We start from the raw sequence: 17,513 nt of genomic DNA, 5'->3' as shown, positions 1-17,513 counted from the left end.
CAACCCTGAGCTGGGGTTTTTGATTTTTCTACTAATCGTTTTCCTGCAAGGCAGGAAAGTCGGCAGGGATTCTGATTAGCTTTCGGTGTCTGTAACCGCAATGGTTACTGCCACAACTCATTGGACGAAGGAGCCTGTAGATGTTGCTTCCTGCCCGTACGGCGCGGCGTGCGGTAGCTGGCGCTATCGGTACCGGTGCGCTCGCCGGCGTGATGCTGTTCGGCGCTCTTCCGACTGCGATGGCCGAGGAGCCGCCCAACTGCACCGCCGCGGATCTCGCCTTCACGGCCGCAGGCGTGTCCAAGGCCACGTCGGATTACCTGTTCAGCCATTCCGACGTCAACTACTTCTTCACCAGCCTCGAGGGCAAGACCCGCGATGAGGTCCGCACCGAGGTGGACAAGTACATGAGCGCCAACCCCATTCAGAAGGGCGAGCTGACCGCCATTCGCCAGCCGCTGGTGGATATCAAGAACCGGTGCGGTGATAGCAACGGCGACGGCATCGCTGACACCCCGTAACCCGCGTGCGGGTCGGGGGAGAGCCGCCCGCGCAGGAGAGCACCGGTCGAATGGTGCTCATGGTGGACGACGATCCGGACGTCAGAACGTCTGTTGCCCGCGGGCTACGGCACTCGGGTTTTGACGTGCGGGTCGCAGCGACCGGCAAAGAGGCCCTGCGGCTCCTGTCCAACGAGAAACACGACGCCTTGGTACTGGACGTGCAGATGCCCGAACTGGACGGCGTCGCGGTCGTCACCGCGCTGCGGGCACTTGGTAACGACATCCCCATCTGCGTGCTCTCCGCGCGCGACACCGTCAACGACCGGATCGCCGGCCTCGAGGCCGGCGCCGACGACTATCTGACGAAGCCGTTCGATCTCGGCGAGCTGGTGGCACGGCTGCACGCTCTGCTGCGCCGCACGAGTCAGTCCAATCAGTCGTCGGACACCATGTCGGTCGGTCCGCTGACCATCGACACCGCTCGGCGACTGGTGTTCGTCGACGGTGAGCGGGTCGATCTGACCAAGCGGGAGTTCGACCTGCTGGCGGTGCTGGCCGAGAATGCGGGCGTCGTGCTCAGCCGGCAGCGACTGCTCGAACTGGTGTGGGGCTACGACTTCGACGTGGACACCAACGTGGCCGACGTATTCATCAGCTACTTGCGGCGCAAACTCGAACGCGAGGACTTGCCCCGGGTGATCCACACGGTTCGCGGGATCGGCTATGTGCTGCGAGACGAAACGTAGTGAAGTCGAGCATCCCGCACCGAGACGAAACGTAGTGCGCCGCCTCCGTTTCGCGCGTTCCGCTTCGCTGCGCACCAGGGTGGCGCTCGCCGCCGCTACCGCGGCCGCCGCCGTCGTCGCGGTGTTCACCATTCTGACATCGCTGGTTCTCGCCAATAACGATGCCGCACAACTGGATCGGCGGCTGGACTCAATCGTCGAGGCCAGCATGTACCCCGACCAGTTGTCCAATCCCCGGCAGGGGGTGCTGACGACAGGCCGAATGGAGTCGACCGGCCAGGTGGTTTTTCAGCGCGGGCTTCAACTGCCGCGCCTGCAGCCGGGCACGGCCGACGTCGTCGTCAACGGCGTCGACTATCGAGTGCGCACAATTCCCGTGGACCAGCAAGGCGGCGTGCTGGTCTCGATCGGCATCAGGGCCGACAGCATCCTGTTGAACCGGGCCCGCATACCGTTCTACGTCGCGGTCGGCCTGGTCACGGTGTTGATCGCGGCGGGGGTGGGATGGCTGTTGTCGGGTCCCGCGATCCGGCCGCTGCGGCGGCTCACCGAACACACCAGACGGCTCGGCAAGGGCACCGAGGAAATGCCGGAGGTACGCGGTGTCCGCGAGGCCGAAGAACTGTCCGAGGCGATGACGGGAATGCTCAGCCGGCTCGCCGCCGCACAGCAGGCCACCCAGAACTCCCTGCAGGCCGCACAGGATTTCGCGGCGAACGCCGCACACGAGTTGCGCACACCGCTGACCGCGATGCGTGCCGACCTGGACACGCTGCGGCTTCACGACCTACCTGAAGACGAGCGGGCCGAGGTGGTCATGGACCTGTCGCGGGCGCAGCGTCGCGTCGAGGCGATCATCACGGCGCTCGGTCAGCTCGCGTCGGGTGAGCTGGCGCAGGCGGAGGACCGCGAAGTCATCGACGTGACCGACCTGCTCGACCGGGTGGCGCGGGAGAACATGCGCCCGGGTGGGGCGGTGCAGGTCGTCGTCGAGGCCGACGAGCATCTCGGCAGCATCTGGGGCTGGCCGAGCGGCCTGCGCCTTGCAGTCGACAACCTGGTGCGCAACGCCGTGGCACACGGATCGGCGTCCAGGGTGCTGCTGACAGGTCACCGGATTGATCACTCGATAACGATCACGGTCGACGACAACGGTGGCGGTCTGCCGGCCGAGGAACATCACATCGTGCTCGGCCGCTTCGCACGCGGATCCACCGCCGCGCCCGGAGGTTCGGGACTCGGCCTTGCCCTGGTGGCTCAGCAGGCGGCACTGCACGGCGGCAGCATCGTGCTGTCCGACAGTCCACTCGGCGGCTTGCGTGCCACCTTGACGGTGTCGGCTTCCACCGAGCCGCAATGGCATTCGAACGGTCAGGAATGATGCGGCCTGCGCCGTAGGGCTGCGACAACCAGGCGCCAGCCGAGCAGAACCACCGCCGTCGCCGCGGACGCCACCACGACGAAGCTCCCCGCGACGCCCGCGGAAGTAGCCTTGCGCAACAGCATTCCGATCGCGACCGTGCACACCCACACGGCCAATCCGGTCGGAACGACCGCTGTCGGACGGCGCCAGCCGCGGCTGAGCAGCCAACCGACCGCGGTGCCCACCAGGAACGGCCACGCGGTCTCGGCCACACCTGCGACGGTCAAGCCCTCGGCGTGGCTGCGGCGTCCGGCCGTGCAGAACACCAGCACACCGGCGACGTCGGCGAGCGCGGCGAGTGCGCTACTGCGTTTCATAGGTCATCACGTCGAGCACCAGGGGGCTGACGTCGGATTCGTCGCGGGCGGTGAACCCGGGCTGCATCGGTGCGGGTTTGCCGCGCAACAGCGCATCAAGGGCGTCCTGGGAGCCGACGCGGTTGTCGAGACGAAACGACTTGATTACGAACGGCAACCCGTCGGACCGCAGCGGGTCCGGCGTGCTCATCACGTGGAAATGTAGATGTGGCGCATCCGAATTGCCGGTGTTGCCCAGTGACGCGATGACCTGTCCGGTGCTCAGTTGGTCGCCGACCTTGACCTTCAGGCTGCCGGTCTTCAGGTGCGCGTAGAACGCGTAGTTGCCGTCGCCGATGTCCTGCACGATGTGGTTGCCGCCGTAGTCCTCGAGCTTGAGATCGGTCGGGCTCTTCGTCGGAATCTGCTCGGGCAGGCCTTCGAGCGCTCCGACGACGGGACCGTCGGCGACCGCATGGATGTCGGCGCCGAAGTAGGGATAGCTTTCGACCTTGGTGAGGTCGCCGGTGGACATCGTCCCGTCGGGCTTCAGCTGGATGTAGTCGATGGCGAACCGCTCGGCGGCCCACAGCCCGCCGCTGAGCGGATTGAGGGCGTTGCGATGCGCGGTCATATCGCAACAACTGTTGCCGTCCAACCAGTTCGGGCCGTCCAGCGGCGGCGCGATCATCACGGGCTTGCGCGTCTGCACCGTCACCGGTGCGACCTGCTCCTCCATGGTGGCCGGTATCAGCGGGGGCGAGGGCTTCGGGATCGTGATGCCGACGGTGTGCACCAGCTCGGTGGGGACCGCGGCGGAGTCGTCGAGCGCGACGTCGAGCCAGACGACGCCCGCCTGTCCTGGCCCCAACTTCGCTGTCGGCGTTTGCGTTCCGAGCGCACGGGTCCAATAGCCGAGTTTGTCGCCTGACAAGGTCAGCAGTGTCCGGTCGGCTGCGCGGACGGCCACCGACGTCAGCGTCACCTCCTGGCCGAGCGTGTTCGTCAGCATCAGTTCGTAGGCGAGGTGGGTCTTGCCGTCGGTGGCCGGCGCAGGCACCGGCGCCGCCACCACGCTCGCCAGCACCGGCGTCACAGCCACCGGCACATCGGCACGGGTGGCGCCCGGCGCGGCGGACGGGGGCTGCGTCACCTCACCGGTACGGCTCGCCGACGAGGAACACCCGCCGATGGTCAGTGTGATCGCCCCGAGGACCGCGGCAGCGGTGCGTGTTCCGATCGGCAAGCTGTGCTCCTAAGCGTCGGGTTCGGCCTCGTCGAGGCCTACGTCGGGGTCGACGTCCTTTTCGGTGCGGAAGACGAAGAAGAACACAACCCAGCCGATCGCCGCAATGAAGATCCAGCTGATCAGCCGATAGATCAGCATTGCAGAGATCGCGGCGGCCAGCGTCATGCCGCTCGACACCAGGCCGGGCACCAGCACCGCCTCGACCACCAGCAGCCCCCCCGGCATCAGTGGGATCGAGCCGACCGCCCGCGCGGCGGCGTACGCAACCGTCAGCCCGGCCAGCGACGGCCTGCCGCCTGCGGCGTAGGCGGCGAATGCCAGACACGCCACGTCGGCGACCCAGTTGAACAGCGACCAGCTGAACGCGACGGTGAGGTCGCGTCGGCTGAGGCTGACCGACTCGAGTTGGTGAAGGTGCTCTCGCCACATGTCCACGCCGGTGTCGACCGGCTTGCCGCGCAGCTGGTTGAACCACGTCAGGAGTCTGACCGCGATACCGTCGATCAGATCGGGGCGCGATGCGACTGCCTGTGCAAGCAGCAGCAAGGCGATGAATCCGCCGAGCGTAAAGATAAGCGACAGAGGGTTTTTGGAGGCCCCCAACAGGAACGCGCCGCCCAAACCCAGCAGGGCGAGGCCGACGACTTGCAGCACACCCGACATCACCAACTGCCAGGACGCCACCACCGGCGAGGCTCCCCACCTCCGCTGCTGGCGGTAGATGAACGTGGCGGAGAGCACCGGACCGCCCGGCATGGTGGTGGACAGCGCGTTGCCCGCGTAGAAGGCGGCTTCCGACCGCCACTGTTGCACCTCGACGCCCGCCGACTTCAGCAACGTGCGCTGGATCTGCGCGAAGCTGTGCATGGACGCCATCGCCGCGGCCACCGCGGCGAGCACCCAGAGCCATTTGGCCGCATAAAGGCTGTGGAAGGCTTTCGCCAGCTGATCCCACACCAGCACGATCTCGACCGTCAACACCGCAACCGCGGTGCCGATGATCACCCAGCGCAGCCACCCGTACTTGCCGCGCGTGGTTCCCTCTTGGCTGCGCGCATTATTCGCCGGCGCGTCGTGGGACACGCATAAAGAGTAGCGGTGGCGGCCTCCGACCGGCCGTTACGCTACCGGCATGGCCTCTATCGGATCTGGGTACGACGACGCGGTCCCGCCTCTGATCCACAAGGGTGCAGCATGGGCGTGGCGCCTTCTTGTGATCATTGCGTTCGCGGTAGCAGTCATCTGGGTGATCACGCGGCTCGAGGTCATCGTGGTGCCGGTCGCGTTGGCGCTGATGCTGACCGCGCTGATGATCCCGGCGGTCGATTTTCTCGATCGCCGCGGCTCTCCCCGGGGCGGCGCGGTCGCGCTCGTGCTGCTGACAGGAGTCGCCATTGTCGGCGGCATGCTGACATTCGTCGTCAGCCAGTTCGTCACCGGCCTGCCGGGCCTGGTCGAACAGGTCACCCAGTCCATCCAGAGCACGCGAACGTGGCTGATCGAGGGGCCCGCGCATCTGAGCAAGGACCAGATCACCAACGCGGGCAACTCGGCCATCGAAGCACTGCGCAACAACCAGACGAAGCTCACCAGCGGCGCGCTGTCGACCGCGGCCACCGTGACCGAAATCATCACGGGCGCACTGCTTGTGCTGTTCACCCTGATCTTCTTCCTACACGGCGGGCGCAATATCTGGCAGTTCGTCACGAGGATCTTCCCGGAAAACGTCCAGGACCGGGTGCGCGATGCGGGCCGCGCCGGATTCCAATCGCTGATCGGCTACGTGCGAGCGACGTTCCTCGTCGCGCTGGTCGACGCCCTCGGCATCGGCACCGGCCTGGCCATCATGGGTGTGCCGCTGGCCCTGCCATTGGCGTCGCTGGTCTTCCTCGGTGCCTTCATCCCTCTGGTCGGTGCGGTCGTCGCCGGATTCCTCGCCGTCGTCGTCGCATTGCTCGCCAAGGGCTTCATCTACGCGTTGATCACCCTCGGCCTCATCATCGCTGTTCAGCAGCTGGAAGGCCACGTGTTGCAGCCGCTGGTGATGGGCCGCGCGGTGTCGGTTCACCCGTTGGCCGTGGTGTTGGCCATCGCCGCGGGTGCAGTGCTGGCCGGCATCGTCGGCGCACTGCTGGCGGTGCCGACGGTGGCCTTCCTGAACAGCGCCATCCGGGTGCTGCTCGCCACGGCACCCAAGGCCGAGATGGAAGCCCAGGAGGCGGATGACGGGGGCAAGGTCATCGAGGCCAAGGCCGACGACATCGAAACGGTGAAGAGCGACTAGCGCCCGCGACCTTCCCGCCGGAGCAGCTCAGCCGCGCTGACGCCGCCATTGGTGCCGCGGCGCCTGCCCTCTTCTTCGGCCTCCTGCGCGGGCAGCTTCTCGGTCGTCTCCGGATCCTGTTGCGGCTGCGCGGGAATCGCGGTCGTCGGCTCGGCATCCGTACTGGCGTGCCTGCTGCGGCGCGGACGCTGCGCCGGGATCGCGGTGGTCGGTTCGGCACCCGGCTGGGGACGCGGGCTGGGTGCGGGCCGCGATCCGGCGGGCCCGTTACCGCGCAACTCGCCGAGCCACGATTCGATCTCGCGGTCCTCCCGCACCGGTGGCGGCGGTGCCGCACGCTTGCGTTGAGGCGCCGGGTTGGTGTTGTTCACCGGGTTGCGGGGCTTCCCGGTGCCTGCGGCGGGCATCCGGGTGGTCTGCGGCTCGTCTGCAGGCGCCGTGTGTGGTGTCCGCATCCGCGTGGTACCCGCGACCGACGGTCCCGCGCTGCGGCCCGGCGCCGTCTGAATGCGCGTGGTCGCGGCGCCCGGACGTGAGGAGCCCTCGGCTGCCGGATGGGACGGGTCGTGGGGCGGTTGCGGCCGCGGCGGCACCGGAGCGCCGGCGCCGACAAGCGCCTCCTCCTTGTCGCGGACCGTGGGGCGCTTGCGCTCGTCGGGCAACTCGGTCTCGCCGAGGCCGAGCCGCTCCTGCAGCCGCTTCATCCACTTCGGCGCCCACCAGCAGTCATCGCCGAGCAGCTTCATCACCGCGGGCACCAGGAACATGCGGATCACGGTGGCGTCCAGCAGCAGCGCGATCAGCAGGCCGAACGCGAGGTACTTCATCATCACCAGGTCGGAGAACGCGAACGCGCCCGCGACGACGGCCAGGATCAGGGCGGCGCCGGTGATCAGCCTGCCGGTGGTGGCGGTGCCGATACGGATGGCCTCGGCGGTGGACATGCCGCGCTCGCGTGCCTCGACCATGCGGGAGACCAGGAACACCTCATAGTCGGTCGACAGACCCCAGATGATGGCGATGATCATGCCGATCATCGGCGCCATCAGCGGCTGCGGTGTGTAGTTCATCAGGCCGGAGCCGTGCCCGTCGACGAACATCCACGTCAGCACGCCCATCGTGGAGCCCAGCGTGAGGGCGCTCATCACCGCCGCCTTGATCGGCAGCACCACCGAGCCGAATGCCAGGAACATCAAAACGGTGGTCGTGACGATGAGCAGCGCCACCATCATCGGCAGCTTGGCGAACAGGCTGTGGATACTGTCCTGCTCCAGCGCAGGCGTGCCACCGACCGACACGGTGATGCCGTGCGGCGGCGGAATCGCGCGCAGCTCCTCGATCTTCTTGGCGGCGTCGTTACGGTTCTCCAGACCGTTCTGGATCACCCGAACAGAGGGGTCCTTGGACGCACCGTCGAGGTAGGGCCGTTCCTGCCACATCTTCGACGGGTCGTTGTTGGCGTCGATGAAGCCCGGGATCTGCATCGCCTTGTTGCGCACCTCGGCGATCTGGGCGTCGCTGACGGGTTGGCCGTTGGTGCTTTCCATCACCAACGTCAGCGGCTCGGTGCGGAACCCGGGGAAGGTCTTGTCGAACTGCTCCTGCGCCTGGCGCACGCCGTTGTCCGGCGGCAGGTACTTCTCGCTGATGCCGCCGAGGGCCAGCTGGCCCAGCGGGATGATCAGCAGGATCATCACGATGATGATCGGCGCGGCGAAGGCGACGGGCCGCTTCATGACTCGGTTGACCAGCTTGCCCCAGAAGCCCTTCTCGACCTCTTCACGCGTCTTGGTCTTCTGGGTCTTCTCGGCAAACCAGTCGATGATCCGCCGGGAGAACGCCCAGTTCCGCAGGAACGGCACCCGCAGCAGCGTCCGCACGCCCAGGGCGTCGATATTGGGTCCCACGATGGCCAGCGCCCCGGCCAGCACGGTGAGCGACAGGAGCGCAGAAAGCACGACCGTGGCGATGATCGCGTAGGTGATCGACTTCAGGAAGGTCTGCGGGAAAAGCAGCAGCGGCACAGCCGACGCGACGATGATCACCGCGGAGAACGTCACCGTGCGACCCGACGTCATCATGGTTCGACGAAGGGCGGCCTCGGTGTCGTAGCCCTCGGCGATCTCCTCCCGGAACCGGCTGACGATGTAAAGGCCGAAGTCGATCGCGATGCCGAGCCCGACCAGCGTCACCACCGGTTGCGCGAAGAAGTGCACGGGGATGAACTCGGCCAGCAGACGGATGATGCCCAGTGACCCGGCGATGGTCAGGCCGCCCACGATCATCGGCAGGCTGGCCGCAATCACGCCGCCGAACACGAAGAACAGCACGACCATGACCAACGGCACACCGAGCAGTTCGCCGCGCTGCTGATCTTCGCCGATGGTTCCGGTCAACTCACTGGCCAGCGGCTGCAGGCCGGCCTGCTGGACTTCCACGCCGGGGATGTTGAGCGCTTCCTTGACGGTCTTGCCGTCCTCGCCGACGTTCTTGTTGTAGTTGCTCAGGATCACGTCGTCGTTGTCGCCCTTGAGCTGAATCGACATGAAGGCGTGCTGTTTGTCGGCGTCGGCCATGTTCTTGAGCACTTCGGGGCTCTTGAAGTAGCCGATCGACCGGAGAATCTGATCGGGGTGGTCCTTCTCGACCTGCGCGAGGTTGTCCAGAACCTTCTTCTGGAAGGCCGGATCGTCGACGGTCTTGCCCTTGGGCGCGGTGTAGATCCCGATGATGTGTCCGGAGGTGTCACGGCCGTACGCCTTGTCGGAGACGACGGAGGCGTGCACAGACTGACTGCCTTCGTCGTAGAAGCCGCTCTGCGTGACGTGCTGGCCGAGGCTGATCCCGTAGACGCCGCCGCCAAGGCACAGTGCGACCATCACACCGATAACGATGTATCGGTAGCGGTAGACCGTTCGGCCCCACCAGGCGAACACCTAAACTCCTAACTCACAAGATCTCTATGCGCCGCGCGCAGTTCAATTGTTCACACACGCGACGTCAGTAGCGAGGACAGCGGCCGGAATGGCTGCAGCCAAGCCCCCTGCTCGGGCAGCGAATCTAGGCCGATTCGCGGCAGTGGCTCCCGGAAGACACCGGGGATGTCCTCCAGGTCGACAAACTCCAAAGTATCCGAGGCTAGCGCCCAGCTCGCATGTTCGCGAAATCCGAGCACCTGAACAGGGATACCTGCACGGGCGATGTCCTCCAGCGGCTGACGGAACGCTTGTCCGTCGGCCGACGCCACCAGCAGCCCGGCCAGCCCCTCGCTGCGGCGCAGGGCGATGTGGTTGAGCATGTCGACGTCGACGTCGCTGTCCTCGTCGATCTTGGGTTTGGCGAAGACCGCGAAACCCACGTTACGCAGTGCTTCGACCCATGGCCTGACAACGTCGGCACTACCTGAGGCGATGTTGGTGAAGACGGTGGCCTCCGGCTCTACGGACGCGCCGTCTTGGCCTGCGGCCAGCTCGGCGGTGCGGCTGAGCAGCCAACGGCCCAGAGCGTCGAAGCGGGGCCGGTGTGCGGCGGTCGGACGGCCGCCGAGGATGGAGCCGAGGCCCATGTCGAGGTTGGGCGCGTCCCAGACCAGCAGGACGCGCGAGGTGCTGGGCGTCAGCTGCGGCGCCTCCACGACTTCTTCGGCGATGCTCATGTCTAGCGTTTCTCCCAGACCAGTTCGGCGACCGCGCTGCCGGCGTCCTGCGCCTTCGTCTCGTACTTGGTGAGAGGTCGGGTCACCGAGATGGGAAGGGCATCCTGCGCGTCCGCGGAACCATTTTCGCTCCTCACGTGCGCGGAAACGCGCCGAAGCCGGGGCTCCGCGTCGCCGCATTCGGCGATCTGCTCGGCGTAACCCGGGTGGTCGGTGGCAGCGTGCAGGACACCGCCCGGGCGCAGCCGGTCGGCGATCAGGGCGATCGTGTCGGGTTGCAGAAGCCGGCGCTTGTGATGGCGTGCTTTGGGCCACGGGTCAGGGAAGAACACCCGCACGCCGGTGAGCGACTCGGGGCCGAACATGTGCTGCAACACGTCGATACCGTCACCCCGGACCAGCCGAATGTTGGCGATGCCTTCCCGGTCGATCGCGCTGAGCAACTGGGCCAGCCCGCGCCGGTACACCTCGACTGCGATGACATCGACATCCGGCTCGGCGGTGGCCATAGCCAGCGTCGACGTGCCGGTGCCGCTGCCGATCTCCAGCACCACGGGTGCGGACCTGCCGAACCACGTCTGGGTGTCGAGCCGTCCGGCCGGGCCTTCAGGCGTCCGCGCCTGCGTACCGAGCTCGGGCCAGAGCCGGTCCCACGTCTGCTGTTGGCCGGAGGAAACGGAGGATCGCCGCGACCGGTAGGCGGTGACCCGGGGATGGAGATGCGAAGCGGGTCGGGTCATCGCCACCTCTGAGACGATGGCGTGCCGGTACCCCAGCGCGCATGCATCTGTCCATGGTCCCGCATCATCACCCATCGGCCCGCATCGAGGCGCAGATTGATACCCAACAGTTGCCTATTCTCATTACGCCCAAACTCACGTTCGGGCGAGAAAGTGCGAGAAGCGATCGCCATTTCGTCGATCTCGGTGCGCGCCGCTGCCCGAAAGATCCGCTCGCGGTGTACCCACGGAGATGCCACCATTTGCGGTGGGGGGCAGACACGTGCGCGAGACGGCAGTCAGGGAAGGCCACCAGATTTTCACCAACGAACTGGCACGGTTCGCTGAACAAACCGGTGATCCGCGGATAATCGCGCTCATCGACGAGGTTCAAGGCCCGCTCAGGGTTGCGGTTCGCGGGCGTGACGGCGTGGGTCGGGGGACCGTGGAAATCGCGCTCGTAGGTGCGGGGATCACCGTCGCAGACGACGCCACGGCAGACGTGGACGTGCTGGTCGTCGCCGAGGCGCTCAAGCCGGAGGACCACGCGATGCTGCGCGGGCGTCCGACGCTGCTGGTGCTCAACAAGGCGGATCTGGCCGGTTTCGGTGCCGGGGGACCGATCGCGGTGGCCGACCGGCGGGCCGCCGAGATCCGGGCGCTGACCGGCGTGCCGACCGTGTCGATGGTCGGACTGCTGGCTGTCGCGGCAATGGACGACGAACTCGTCGCCGCGCTGCACACGTTGACGGCCGAGCCGGCCGACCTGACCTCGACCGACAAATTTCTGTCAGCCGGGCACAGCCTGGCCCGCGGCGTGCGGGCGCGACTGCTGGACACCCTCGACCTCTTCGGCATCGCGCATTGCGTGTTGGCGCTGCGGCAGGGCACGGATGGCGCGGCGCTACCCGTCGTGCTGCGCCGGCTCAGCCGCATCGACCCTGTGGTGGCACGGATCGCCGCGACGGGCGCGGAGGTGCGCTATCGGCGGGTGCGCTCGGCGCTGGTCGAACTGCGCACGATGGCGGCGCGCGGCACGCCGGCCGTAACGAAGTTCCTGTCCGGCGACGACGCCGTCCTCGCCGCGATGGCCGCCGCCGTCGAGCTGGTGCAGGCGGAGGGCCTGACGGTCGACGCCGACGACCAGCCATCGGCGCATCTCCGGCGCGCGCTGCACTGGCACCGCTACAGCCGTGGCCCTGTCAACCCCATTCACCGCGACTGCGGAGCCGACATCTGTCGCGGCTCGCTGCGGCTGCTGCGACGTACGGGGCCGCGGTGACCGACGTCGACCAGGCGGGCGATCCGATCGGTGCGGTGGATGCACTGGTGGCAGGGGTGGATCCCGGGCTGAGCTCACCGGGTGTGGAACACCGCGACGTCGTGCTCGTCACCGGGCCGTGGTTGGCGGGTGCGACCGGTTTGATCACCGCATTGCGGGATCGGCTGCCCGACGTCGAGTTCGTCGAATCCGAGGAGATCAGGTCGGCCGACGCGCCCGCTGCGGTTGTGTTCGTCGTCTCCGCGGTAGCTCCGATCACCGAATCCGACTGTGCCCTAGTCGATCTCGCCGCTCAGCACACAGATCTGGTGATCAGTGCGGTGTCAAAGATCGATGTACACCGCGACTGGCGCGACGTGCTGGCCGAGGATCGGTCCCGGCTCGCCGCGCATGCGGAGCGATATCGGGATGTGCCGTGGGTGGGTGTGGCGGCGGCGCCCGATCTCGGCGAACCGAACGTGGAGGAGATCGTCGAGCTGTTGCGGTCACCTCTCGACGATGCGGACGTGAAAAGGCGAAACAGGTTGCGGGCGTGGGAGTCCCGGTTGCAGACCGTCATCTGGCGTCACGACAAGGACGGCGCGGGCGGCGACCGGCAGGCACGGGTGACGGCTCTTCGGGAGCGACGGGACGAGGTGCTGCGCAATCGCAGGGTGTCCAAATCGGAGCGCACCATCGCGTTGCGCAGCCAGATCCAACAGGCCCGTGTGCAACTGGCGTACTTCGCCCGCAACCGCTGCACGTCTGTGCGTTCGGAGCTGCAGGAGGACGCGTCGGCGATGACCCGTCGCCGGTTGCCGGAGTTCGAGGCCTACGTCGGCACCCGCGTCAGCGAGGTGGTCAGCGAGGTCGAAGCCGGTATCACCCGGCACCTCAGCGACGTCGCGACCGAACTCGAACTGACCGCGCCGGAGCCGCCCCCGCCACCGACGCCGCCCGCGGTATCCCCGCCGCCGCTGAAGTCCCGCCGCCTGGAAACACGGCTGATGATGGTGCTCGGTGCCGGCTTCGGCCTCGGCGTCGCGCTGGGCATCAGCAGGCTGTTCGCCGGCGTTGCGCCCGGCCTGACGATCGCCGGGCTGGTGGCCGGCGGCGTGGTCGGTCTGCTGCTGACGGTGTGGGTGGTCGGCATGCGGGGAGTGCTCAGCGACCGGTCGGTGCTGGACCGCTGGATCACCGAGGTGACCGGCACGGTTCAGTCCGCGGTCGAGGAGCGGGTCGCCACCCGGGTACTTGCCGCCGAAGCCACGCTGACCGCCGAGGTGGCCCACCGCGACGAAGCCGACGCCGGGGCGGCCGCGGGTCAGGTCGACGAGATCGATGCCGAACTGCGAGAGCACGCGATCGCGACCGCACGGGCCGCCGCGCTGCGGGACCGGCGGCTGCCGCCACTGCAGAAGGCTCTGGAGACGGTGCGCTCGCAGTTGGCGGGCGGACCGCAGGACTGACTCGATAGCGATCGAGCTGGGCTTTCTGAATCGTTCCTGTGAGTGATCGGACATAGATCCGGTTAACCACGGGTATGTCACCCGCGTTAACCTCTATAAGAGGGTGATAAGCACCAGTGACGCTTTCGACCGCGTCCTGGCGGAAACCGTTACGCAGGAGATTTTGATGACCTCAGCGACCATTCCCGGTCTGGACACCGCACCGACGAAACACGCAGGACTTCTTGGCTGGGTCCAGGAGGTCGCGGAGCTCACGCAGCCCGATCGGGTGGTGTTCGCCGACGGCTCAGACGAGGAGAACGCCCAGCTGTGCGAGCAGCTGGAGGCGGCAGGCACCTTCAAGAAGCTGGACGAGACGAAGAAGCCCAATTCGTACCTGGCGCTGTCTGACCCATCTGATGTGGCGCGGGTGGAATCGCGCACCTTCATCTGTTCGGAACGCGAAATCGACGCCGGTCCCACCAACAATTGGATGGACCCCGCCGAGATGCGCGGCATCATGACCGATCTGTACCGCGGCTGTATGCGCGGCCGCACCATGTATGTGGTGCCGTTCTGCATGGGCCCGCTCGGCGCCGAGGATCCCAAGCTCGGCGTCGAGATCACCGACTCGGAGTACGTGGTCGTGTCGATGCGGACGATGACCCGGATGGGCAAGGCCGCACTGGAGAAGATGGGCGACGACGGCTTCTTCGTGAAGGCGTTGCACTCGATCGGCGCCCCGCTGGAGCCAGGCCAGAAGGACGTGCCGTGGCCCTGCAACGACACCAAGTACATCAGCCACTTCCCCGAGACCCGTGAGATCTGGAGCTACGGCTCGGGCTACGGCGGCAACGCGCTGCTGGGCAAGAAGTGTTACTCGCTTCGTATCGCCTCGGCGATGGCCCACGACGAGGGCTGGCTCGCCGAGCACATGCTGATCCTCAAGCTGATTTCGCCCGAGAACAAGTCGTACTACGTCGTCGCGGCGTTCCCGTCGGCCTGCGGCAAGACCAACCTCGCGATGCTGCAGCCGACCATCCCGGGTTGGCGTGCCGAGACGGTCGGTGACGACATCGCCTGGATGCGGTTCGGCAAGGACGGCCGGCTGTATGCGGTCAACCCCGAATTCGGCTTCTTCGGTGTCGCGCCGGGGACCAACTGGTCGTCGAACCCGAACGCGATGAAGACCATCGAGGCCGGTAACACCGTCTTCACCAATGTCGCGTTGACCGACGACAACGATGTGTGGTGGGAAGGCCTGGAAGGCGAGCCCGACCACCTCATCGACTGGAAGGGCAACGACTGGAACCTGCGGGAGACGGAAAGCAAGGCCGCCCATCCGAATTCGCGCTACTGCACACCGATGTCGCAGTGCCCCACGCTTGCCCCGGAGTGGGACGACCCGCAGGGCGTGCCCATCTCGGCGATCCTGTTCGGTGGCCGCCGCAAGACCACGGTGCCGCTCGTGACTCAGGCTCGCGACTGGCAGCACGGTGTGTTCATCGGCGCCACGCTGGGTTCGGAACAGACTGCTGCCGCCGAAGGCAAAGTCGGCACTGTCCGGCGTGATCCGATGGCGATGCTGCCGTTCCTCGGCTACAACGTCGGCGACTACTTCGCGCACTGGATCGACATCGGCAAGAACGCCGACGAGTCGAAGATGCCGAAGATCTTCTTCGTCAACTGGTTCCGTCGCGGCGACGACGGCCGTTTCCTGTGGCCCGGCTTCGGCGAGAACAGCCGCGTGATGAAGTGGATCGTCGACCGCATCGAACAGACGGCCGGCGGGAAGACGACGCCGATCGGCATCGTGCCGACCGCCGATGATCTGGACCTGTCTGGCCTTGATGTCGACGCCGCCGACGTCAACGAGGCGCTGGCGGTCAACGCTGCCGAGTGGCGCCAGGAACTCCCGCTGATCGAGGAGTGGTTTGAGTTCGTCGGCGAGAAGCTGCCGACCGGCATCAAGGACGAGTTCGACGCACTGAAGCACCGCCTGGCCGAAGCCGACTAGCCCGGCCCAAGCCCCTTGCACCGCAAGCTGGGGGCACCTTGCACCGCGAGCTGGGGCACCCTTGCACCGCGAGCGTGCGTGTTTGCACACGACACGCCGCGGAAATGTGGCACTCCGCGCGCGCTCGCCGATGTCCGATGTCACCACGCCCGACGGCGCGACCACGCTCATAGATGCACCCCCGCTCGCCGACCTGTCATCGTAAGTCCGCAGTGGCGACCACCTGCGTTTTCTGCCCTCTTGACACCTGTCAAGTTCGGGCGTCGTAAAGTCGCAGCCATGCAGATCCGCGAGCACGCAGAAGCGCACCCCCTCAAGCCCGCCGTCGTCATGCATCCGTCGGGTATGACGGTGACGTTCGGCGAGCTGGAGGCCCGCGCCAACCGGCTCGCACACTTCTTCCGTGAGCATGGACTTCGCGAGGGCGACGCCATAGCGATCGTGATGGAGAACAACGAGCACTACCACGCCGTGATGTGGGCGGCACGGCGCAGCGGGCTCTACTACGTTCCGATCAACACCCACCTGACCGCGGCCGAGGCGGCCTACATCGTCGACAACAGCAGCGCCAAGGCGATCGTCGGCTCGGCTGGGACACGAAAGACGCTCGAAAGCCTTGAGGCGGAGCTACCCAACGGGCTGCCCGAGTTGCTGCTCATCGCCGACGGAGCCGAAAGGTCGGCGACATCCGCCTCCAGCGACCTGGCCGGCTGGCATCCCTACCCCGAATGCGTTGCCGACGAACCGGATACGCCCATCGATGACGAGATCGAAGGCGACCTGCTGCAGTACTCATCGGGCACCACGGGCCGCCCCAAGGGCATCAAGCGCGAACTCCAGCACGTGCCGCCGGCCGAGGCGCCGGGCATGATGTCGGGCCTGGTGAGCTTCTGGCTCGACCCCGAGGCCATCTACCTCAGCCCCGCGCCGCTCTATCACACCGCGCCCTCGGTGTGGTCGATGACGATTCAGGGTGCGGGCATCACGACGGTGGTGATGGATAAATTCGACGCCGAAGGCTGCCTCGACGCCATCCAGCGACACCGCGTCACGCACGGCCAGTTCGTCCCGGTGATGTTCACTCGCATGCTGAAACTGCCTGAGGACGTGCGCGATTCGTACGATCTGTCCAGCCTCAAGCGAGTCATGCATGCGGCGGCGCCCTGCCCGGTCGAGATCAAGAAGCAGCTGATCGACTGGTGGGGACCGATCGTCGACGAGTACTACGCCTCCTCCGAGGCGATCGGCTCGACACTGATCACCGCCGACGAATGGCTGGCCCATCCCGGTTCGGTCGGCAGATCGATGATGACCCCGCTGCACATCCTCGACGAAGACGGCAACGAGTTGCCCGCGGGCCAGGCCGGAGAGATCTACTTCGAGGGCGGCTTCGACTTCGAGTACCTCAACGACCCGGAGAAGACGGCGAAGTCACGCGACAAGCATGGCTGGAAGACCGTCGGCGACATCGGGTATCTCGACGAGGACGGTTACCTCTACCTCACCGACAGGCGGCATCACATGATCATCTCGGGCGGGGTGAACATCTACCCGCAGGAGGCCGAGAACATGTTGGTCACCCATCCAAAGGTGATGGACGCCGCGGTCTTCGGCATCCCCGACGACGAGATGGGGCAGAGCGTCAAGGGCGTGGTGCAGACGGTGCACTCCACCGACGCCACCGACGAGTTCGCCGCTGAGCTCCTCGGCTGGCTGCGGGACCGCCTGTCGCACTACAAGTGTCCGCGGTCGATCTCGTTCGAGCCGCAGCTGCCTCGCACCGACACCGGCAAGCTGTACAAGCAGGAGCTGATAGCGAAGTACTCGCAAGGCAAGCTGTGACGATACGCGGTTACGAACCTGGCGGACCCTACTTCGACGACCTCGAAGTCGGCCAGGCCTTCGACTGGGC

14 protein-coding genes are annotated in these 17,513 nt (G+C 66.6%); 8 read left to right on the top strand and 6 right to left on the bottom strand.

Annotated elements, in window-relative coordinates; all coding sequences use genetic code 11:
* Positions 1–140 precede the first annotated feature (140 nt).
* From QOC76_RS11380 to QOC76_RS11370, 3 genes are read left to right on the top strand one after another with little or no spacing between them, the layout of a single operon-like run.
* The gene (locus QOC76_RS11380; RefSeq protein ID WP_526356938.1) at positions 141–521 is read left to right on the top strand and encodes a hemophore-related protein; all 381 of its coding nucleotides are present in this window, start codon (positions 141–143) and stop codon (positions 519–521) included.
* Between the two features lie 50 nt (positions 522–571).
* A complete protein-coding gene (locus QOC76_RS11375; protein WP_526356937.1) occupies positions 572–1,249 on the top strand; it encodes a response regulator transcription factor in 678 nt (225 codons plus the stop codon).
* Between the two features lie 34 nt (positions 1,250–1,283).
* Positions 1,284–2,630: a HAMP domain-containing sensor histidine kinase gene (locus tag QOC76_RS11370; protein ID WP_526356936.1), complete on the top strand. Its 1,347-nt coding sequence runs from the start codon at positions 1,284–1,286 to the stop codon at positions 2,628–2,630.
* On the opposite strand, the gene QOC76_RS11365 is transcribed toward QOC76_RS11370, so the two are convergent.
* The 3 genes from QOC76_RS11365 to QOC76_RS11355 are packed head-to-tail and all read right to left on the bottom strand — an operon-like array spanning position 2,621 to position 5,300.
* Complete coding sequence (locus QOC76_RS11365; RefSeq protein ID WP_526356935.1) at positions 2,621–2,989, bottom strand: DUF3054 family protein; 369 nt, start codon at positions 2,987–2,989, stop codon at positions 2,621–2,623. The genes QOC76_RS11370 and QOC76_RS11365 overlap by 10 nt on opposite strands.
* Positions 2,976–4,208, bottom strand: coding sequence for a M23 family metallopeptidase (locus tag QOC76_RS11360; protein ID WP_526356943.1), 1,233 nt, complete (start codon positions 4,206–4,208; stop codon positions 2,976–2,978). Before QOC76_RS11360 ends, QOC76_RS11365 begins: the two co-directional genes overlap by 14 nt.
* Positions 4,209–4,223: 15 nt before the next feature.
* Positions 4,224–5,300, bottom strand: coding sequence for a lysylphosphatidylglycerol synthase transmembrane domain-containing protein (locus QOC76_RS11355; protein ID WP_526356934.1), 1,077 nt, complete (start codon positions 5,298–5,300; stop codon positions 4,224–4,226).
* A 49-nt stretch (positions 5,301–5,349) separates the two neighbouring features.
* Here QOC76_RS11355 and QOC76_RS11350 point away from each other — a divergent pair, with 49 nt between their 5' ends.
* Positions 5,350–6,501 carry an AI-2E family transporter gene (locus tag QOC76_RS11350; protein WP_526356933.1) on the top strand — a complete coding sequence of 384 codons (1,152 nt, stop codon included), beginning with the start codon at positions 5,350–5,352 and terminating at the stop codon, positions 6,499–6,501.
* On the opposite strand, the gene mmpL3 is transcribed toward QOC76_RS11350, so the two are convergent.
* Genes mmpL3 through trmB form a run of 3 tightly spaced genes read right to left on the bottom strand, consistent with a single transcriptional unit; the run spans position 6,498 to position 10,971 of the window.
* Entirely contained in the window at positions 6,498–9,437 is a 2,940-nt protein-coding gene (gene mmpL3 / locus QOC76_RS11345; RefSeq protein WP_526356932.1) for a trehalose monomycolate exporter MmpL3, read from the bottom strand. The two genes, QOC76_RS11350 and mmpL3, sit on opposite strands and share 4 nt — an antisense overlap.
* A gap of 50 nt (positions 9,438–9,487) precedes the next feature.
* The gene (locus QOC76_RS11340; RefSeq protein ID WP_526356931.1) at positions 9,488–10,156 is read right to left on the bottom strand and encodes an NYN domain-containing protein; all 669 of its coding nucleotides are present in this window, start codon (positions 10,154–10,156) and stop codon (positions 9,488–9,490) included.
* A 2-nt stretch (positions 10,157–10,158) separates the two neighbouring features.
* Complete coding sequence (gene trmB, locus QOC76_RS11335; RefSeq protein WP_526356930.1) at positions 10,159–10,971, bottom strand: tRNA (guanosine(46)-N7)-methyltransferase TrmB; 813 nt, start codon at positions 10,969–10,971, stop codon at positions 10,159–10,161.
* A 157-nt stretch (positions 10,972–11,128) separates the two neighbouring features.
* On the opposite strand from trmB, the gene QOC76_RS11330 reads away from it, so the two are divergent.
* The 4 genes from QOC76_RS11330 (at position 11,129) to fadD4 (ending at position 17,443) form a co-directional block, all read left to right on the top strand.
* On the top strand, positions 11,129–12,157 hold the full coding sequence (locus tag QOC76_RS11330) for a hypothetical protein (protein ID WP_526356929.1): 1,029 nt from the start codon (positions 11,129–11,131) through the stop codon (positions 12,155–12,157).
* Positions 12,154–13,605 (top strand): hypothetical protein, encoded by a 1,452-nt coding sequence (locus QOC76_RS11325; RefSeq protein WP_526356928.1) that lies wholly within the window; start codon positions 12,154–12,156, stop codon positions 13,603–13,605. The genes QOC76_RS11330 and QOC76_RS11325 overlap by 4 nt, the downstream gene beginning before the upstream one ends.
* Before the next feature lie 166 nt (positions 13,606–13,771).
* Positions 13,772–15,601 carry a phosphoenolpyruvate carboxykinase (GTP) gene (locus tag QOC76_RS11320; protein WP_526356927.1) on the top strand — a complete coding sequence of 610 codons (1,830 nt, stop codon included), beginning with the start codon at positions 13,772–13,774 and terminating at the stop codon, positions 15,599–15,601.
* Positions 15,602–15,880: 279 nt separating this feature from the next.
* Entirely contained in the window at positions 15,881–17,443 is a 1,563-nt protein-coding gene (gene fadD4, locus QOC76_RS11315; RefSeq protein WP_526356926.1) for a fatty-acid--CoA ligase FadD4, read from the top strand.
* Positions 17,444–17,513 lie beyond the last annotated feature (70 nt).

This window comes from Mycobacterium sp. (assembly GCF_032159565.1).
GTDB lineage: Bacteria > Actinomycetota > Actinomycetes > Mycobacteriales > Mycobacteriaceae > Mycobacterium.
The sequence above is the reverse complement of the archived record's forward strand: the minus strand, read 5'-3'. Positions and strand labels throughout refer to the sequence as shown.

Coding starts and splice junctions, on each gene's coding strand:
- QOC76_RS11365 (WP_526356935.1), bottom strand. CDS start 2,989: ATGAAACGCAGTAGCGCACTCGCCGCGCTCGCCGACGTCGCCGGTGTG.
- fadD4 (WP_526356926.1), top strand. CDS start 15,881: ATGCAGATCCGCGAGCACGCAGAAGCGCACCCCCTCAAGCCCGCCGTC.
- QOC76_RS11350 (WP_526356933.1), top strand. CDS start 5,350: ATGGCCTCTATCGGATCTGGGTACGACGACGCGGTCCCGCCTCTGATC.
- trmB (WP_526356930.1), bottom strand. CDS start 10,971: ATGGGTGATGATGCGGGACCATGGACAGATGCATGCGCGCTGGGGTAC.
- QOC76_RS11320 (WP_526356927.1), top strand. CDS start 13,772: ATGACCTCAGCGACCATTCCCGGTCTGGACACCGCACCGACGAAACAC.
- QOC76_RS11330 (WP_526356929.1), top strand. CDS start 11,129: ATGCCACCATTTGCGGTGGGGGGCAGACACGTGCGCGAGACGGCAGTC.
- QOC76_RS11375 (WP_526356937.1), top strand. CDS start 572: ATGGTGCTCATGGTGGACGACGATCCGGACGTCAGAACGTCTGTTGCC.
- QOC76_RS11380 (WP_526356938.1), top strand. CDS start 141: ATGTTGCTTCCTGCCCGTACGGCGCGGCGTGCGGTAGCTGGCGCTATC.
- QOC76_RS11340 (WP_526356931.1), bottom strand. CDS start 10,156: ATGAGCATCGCCGAAGAAGTCGTGGAGGCGCCGCAGCTGACGCCCAGC.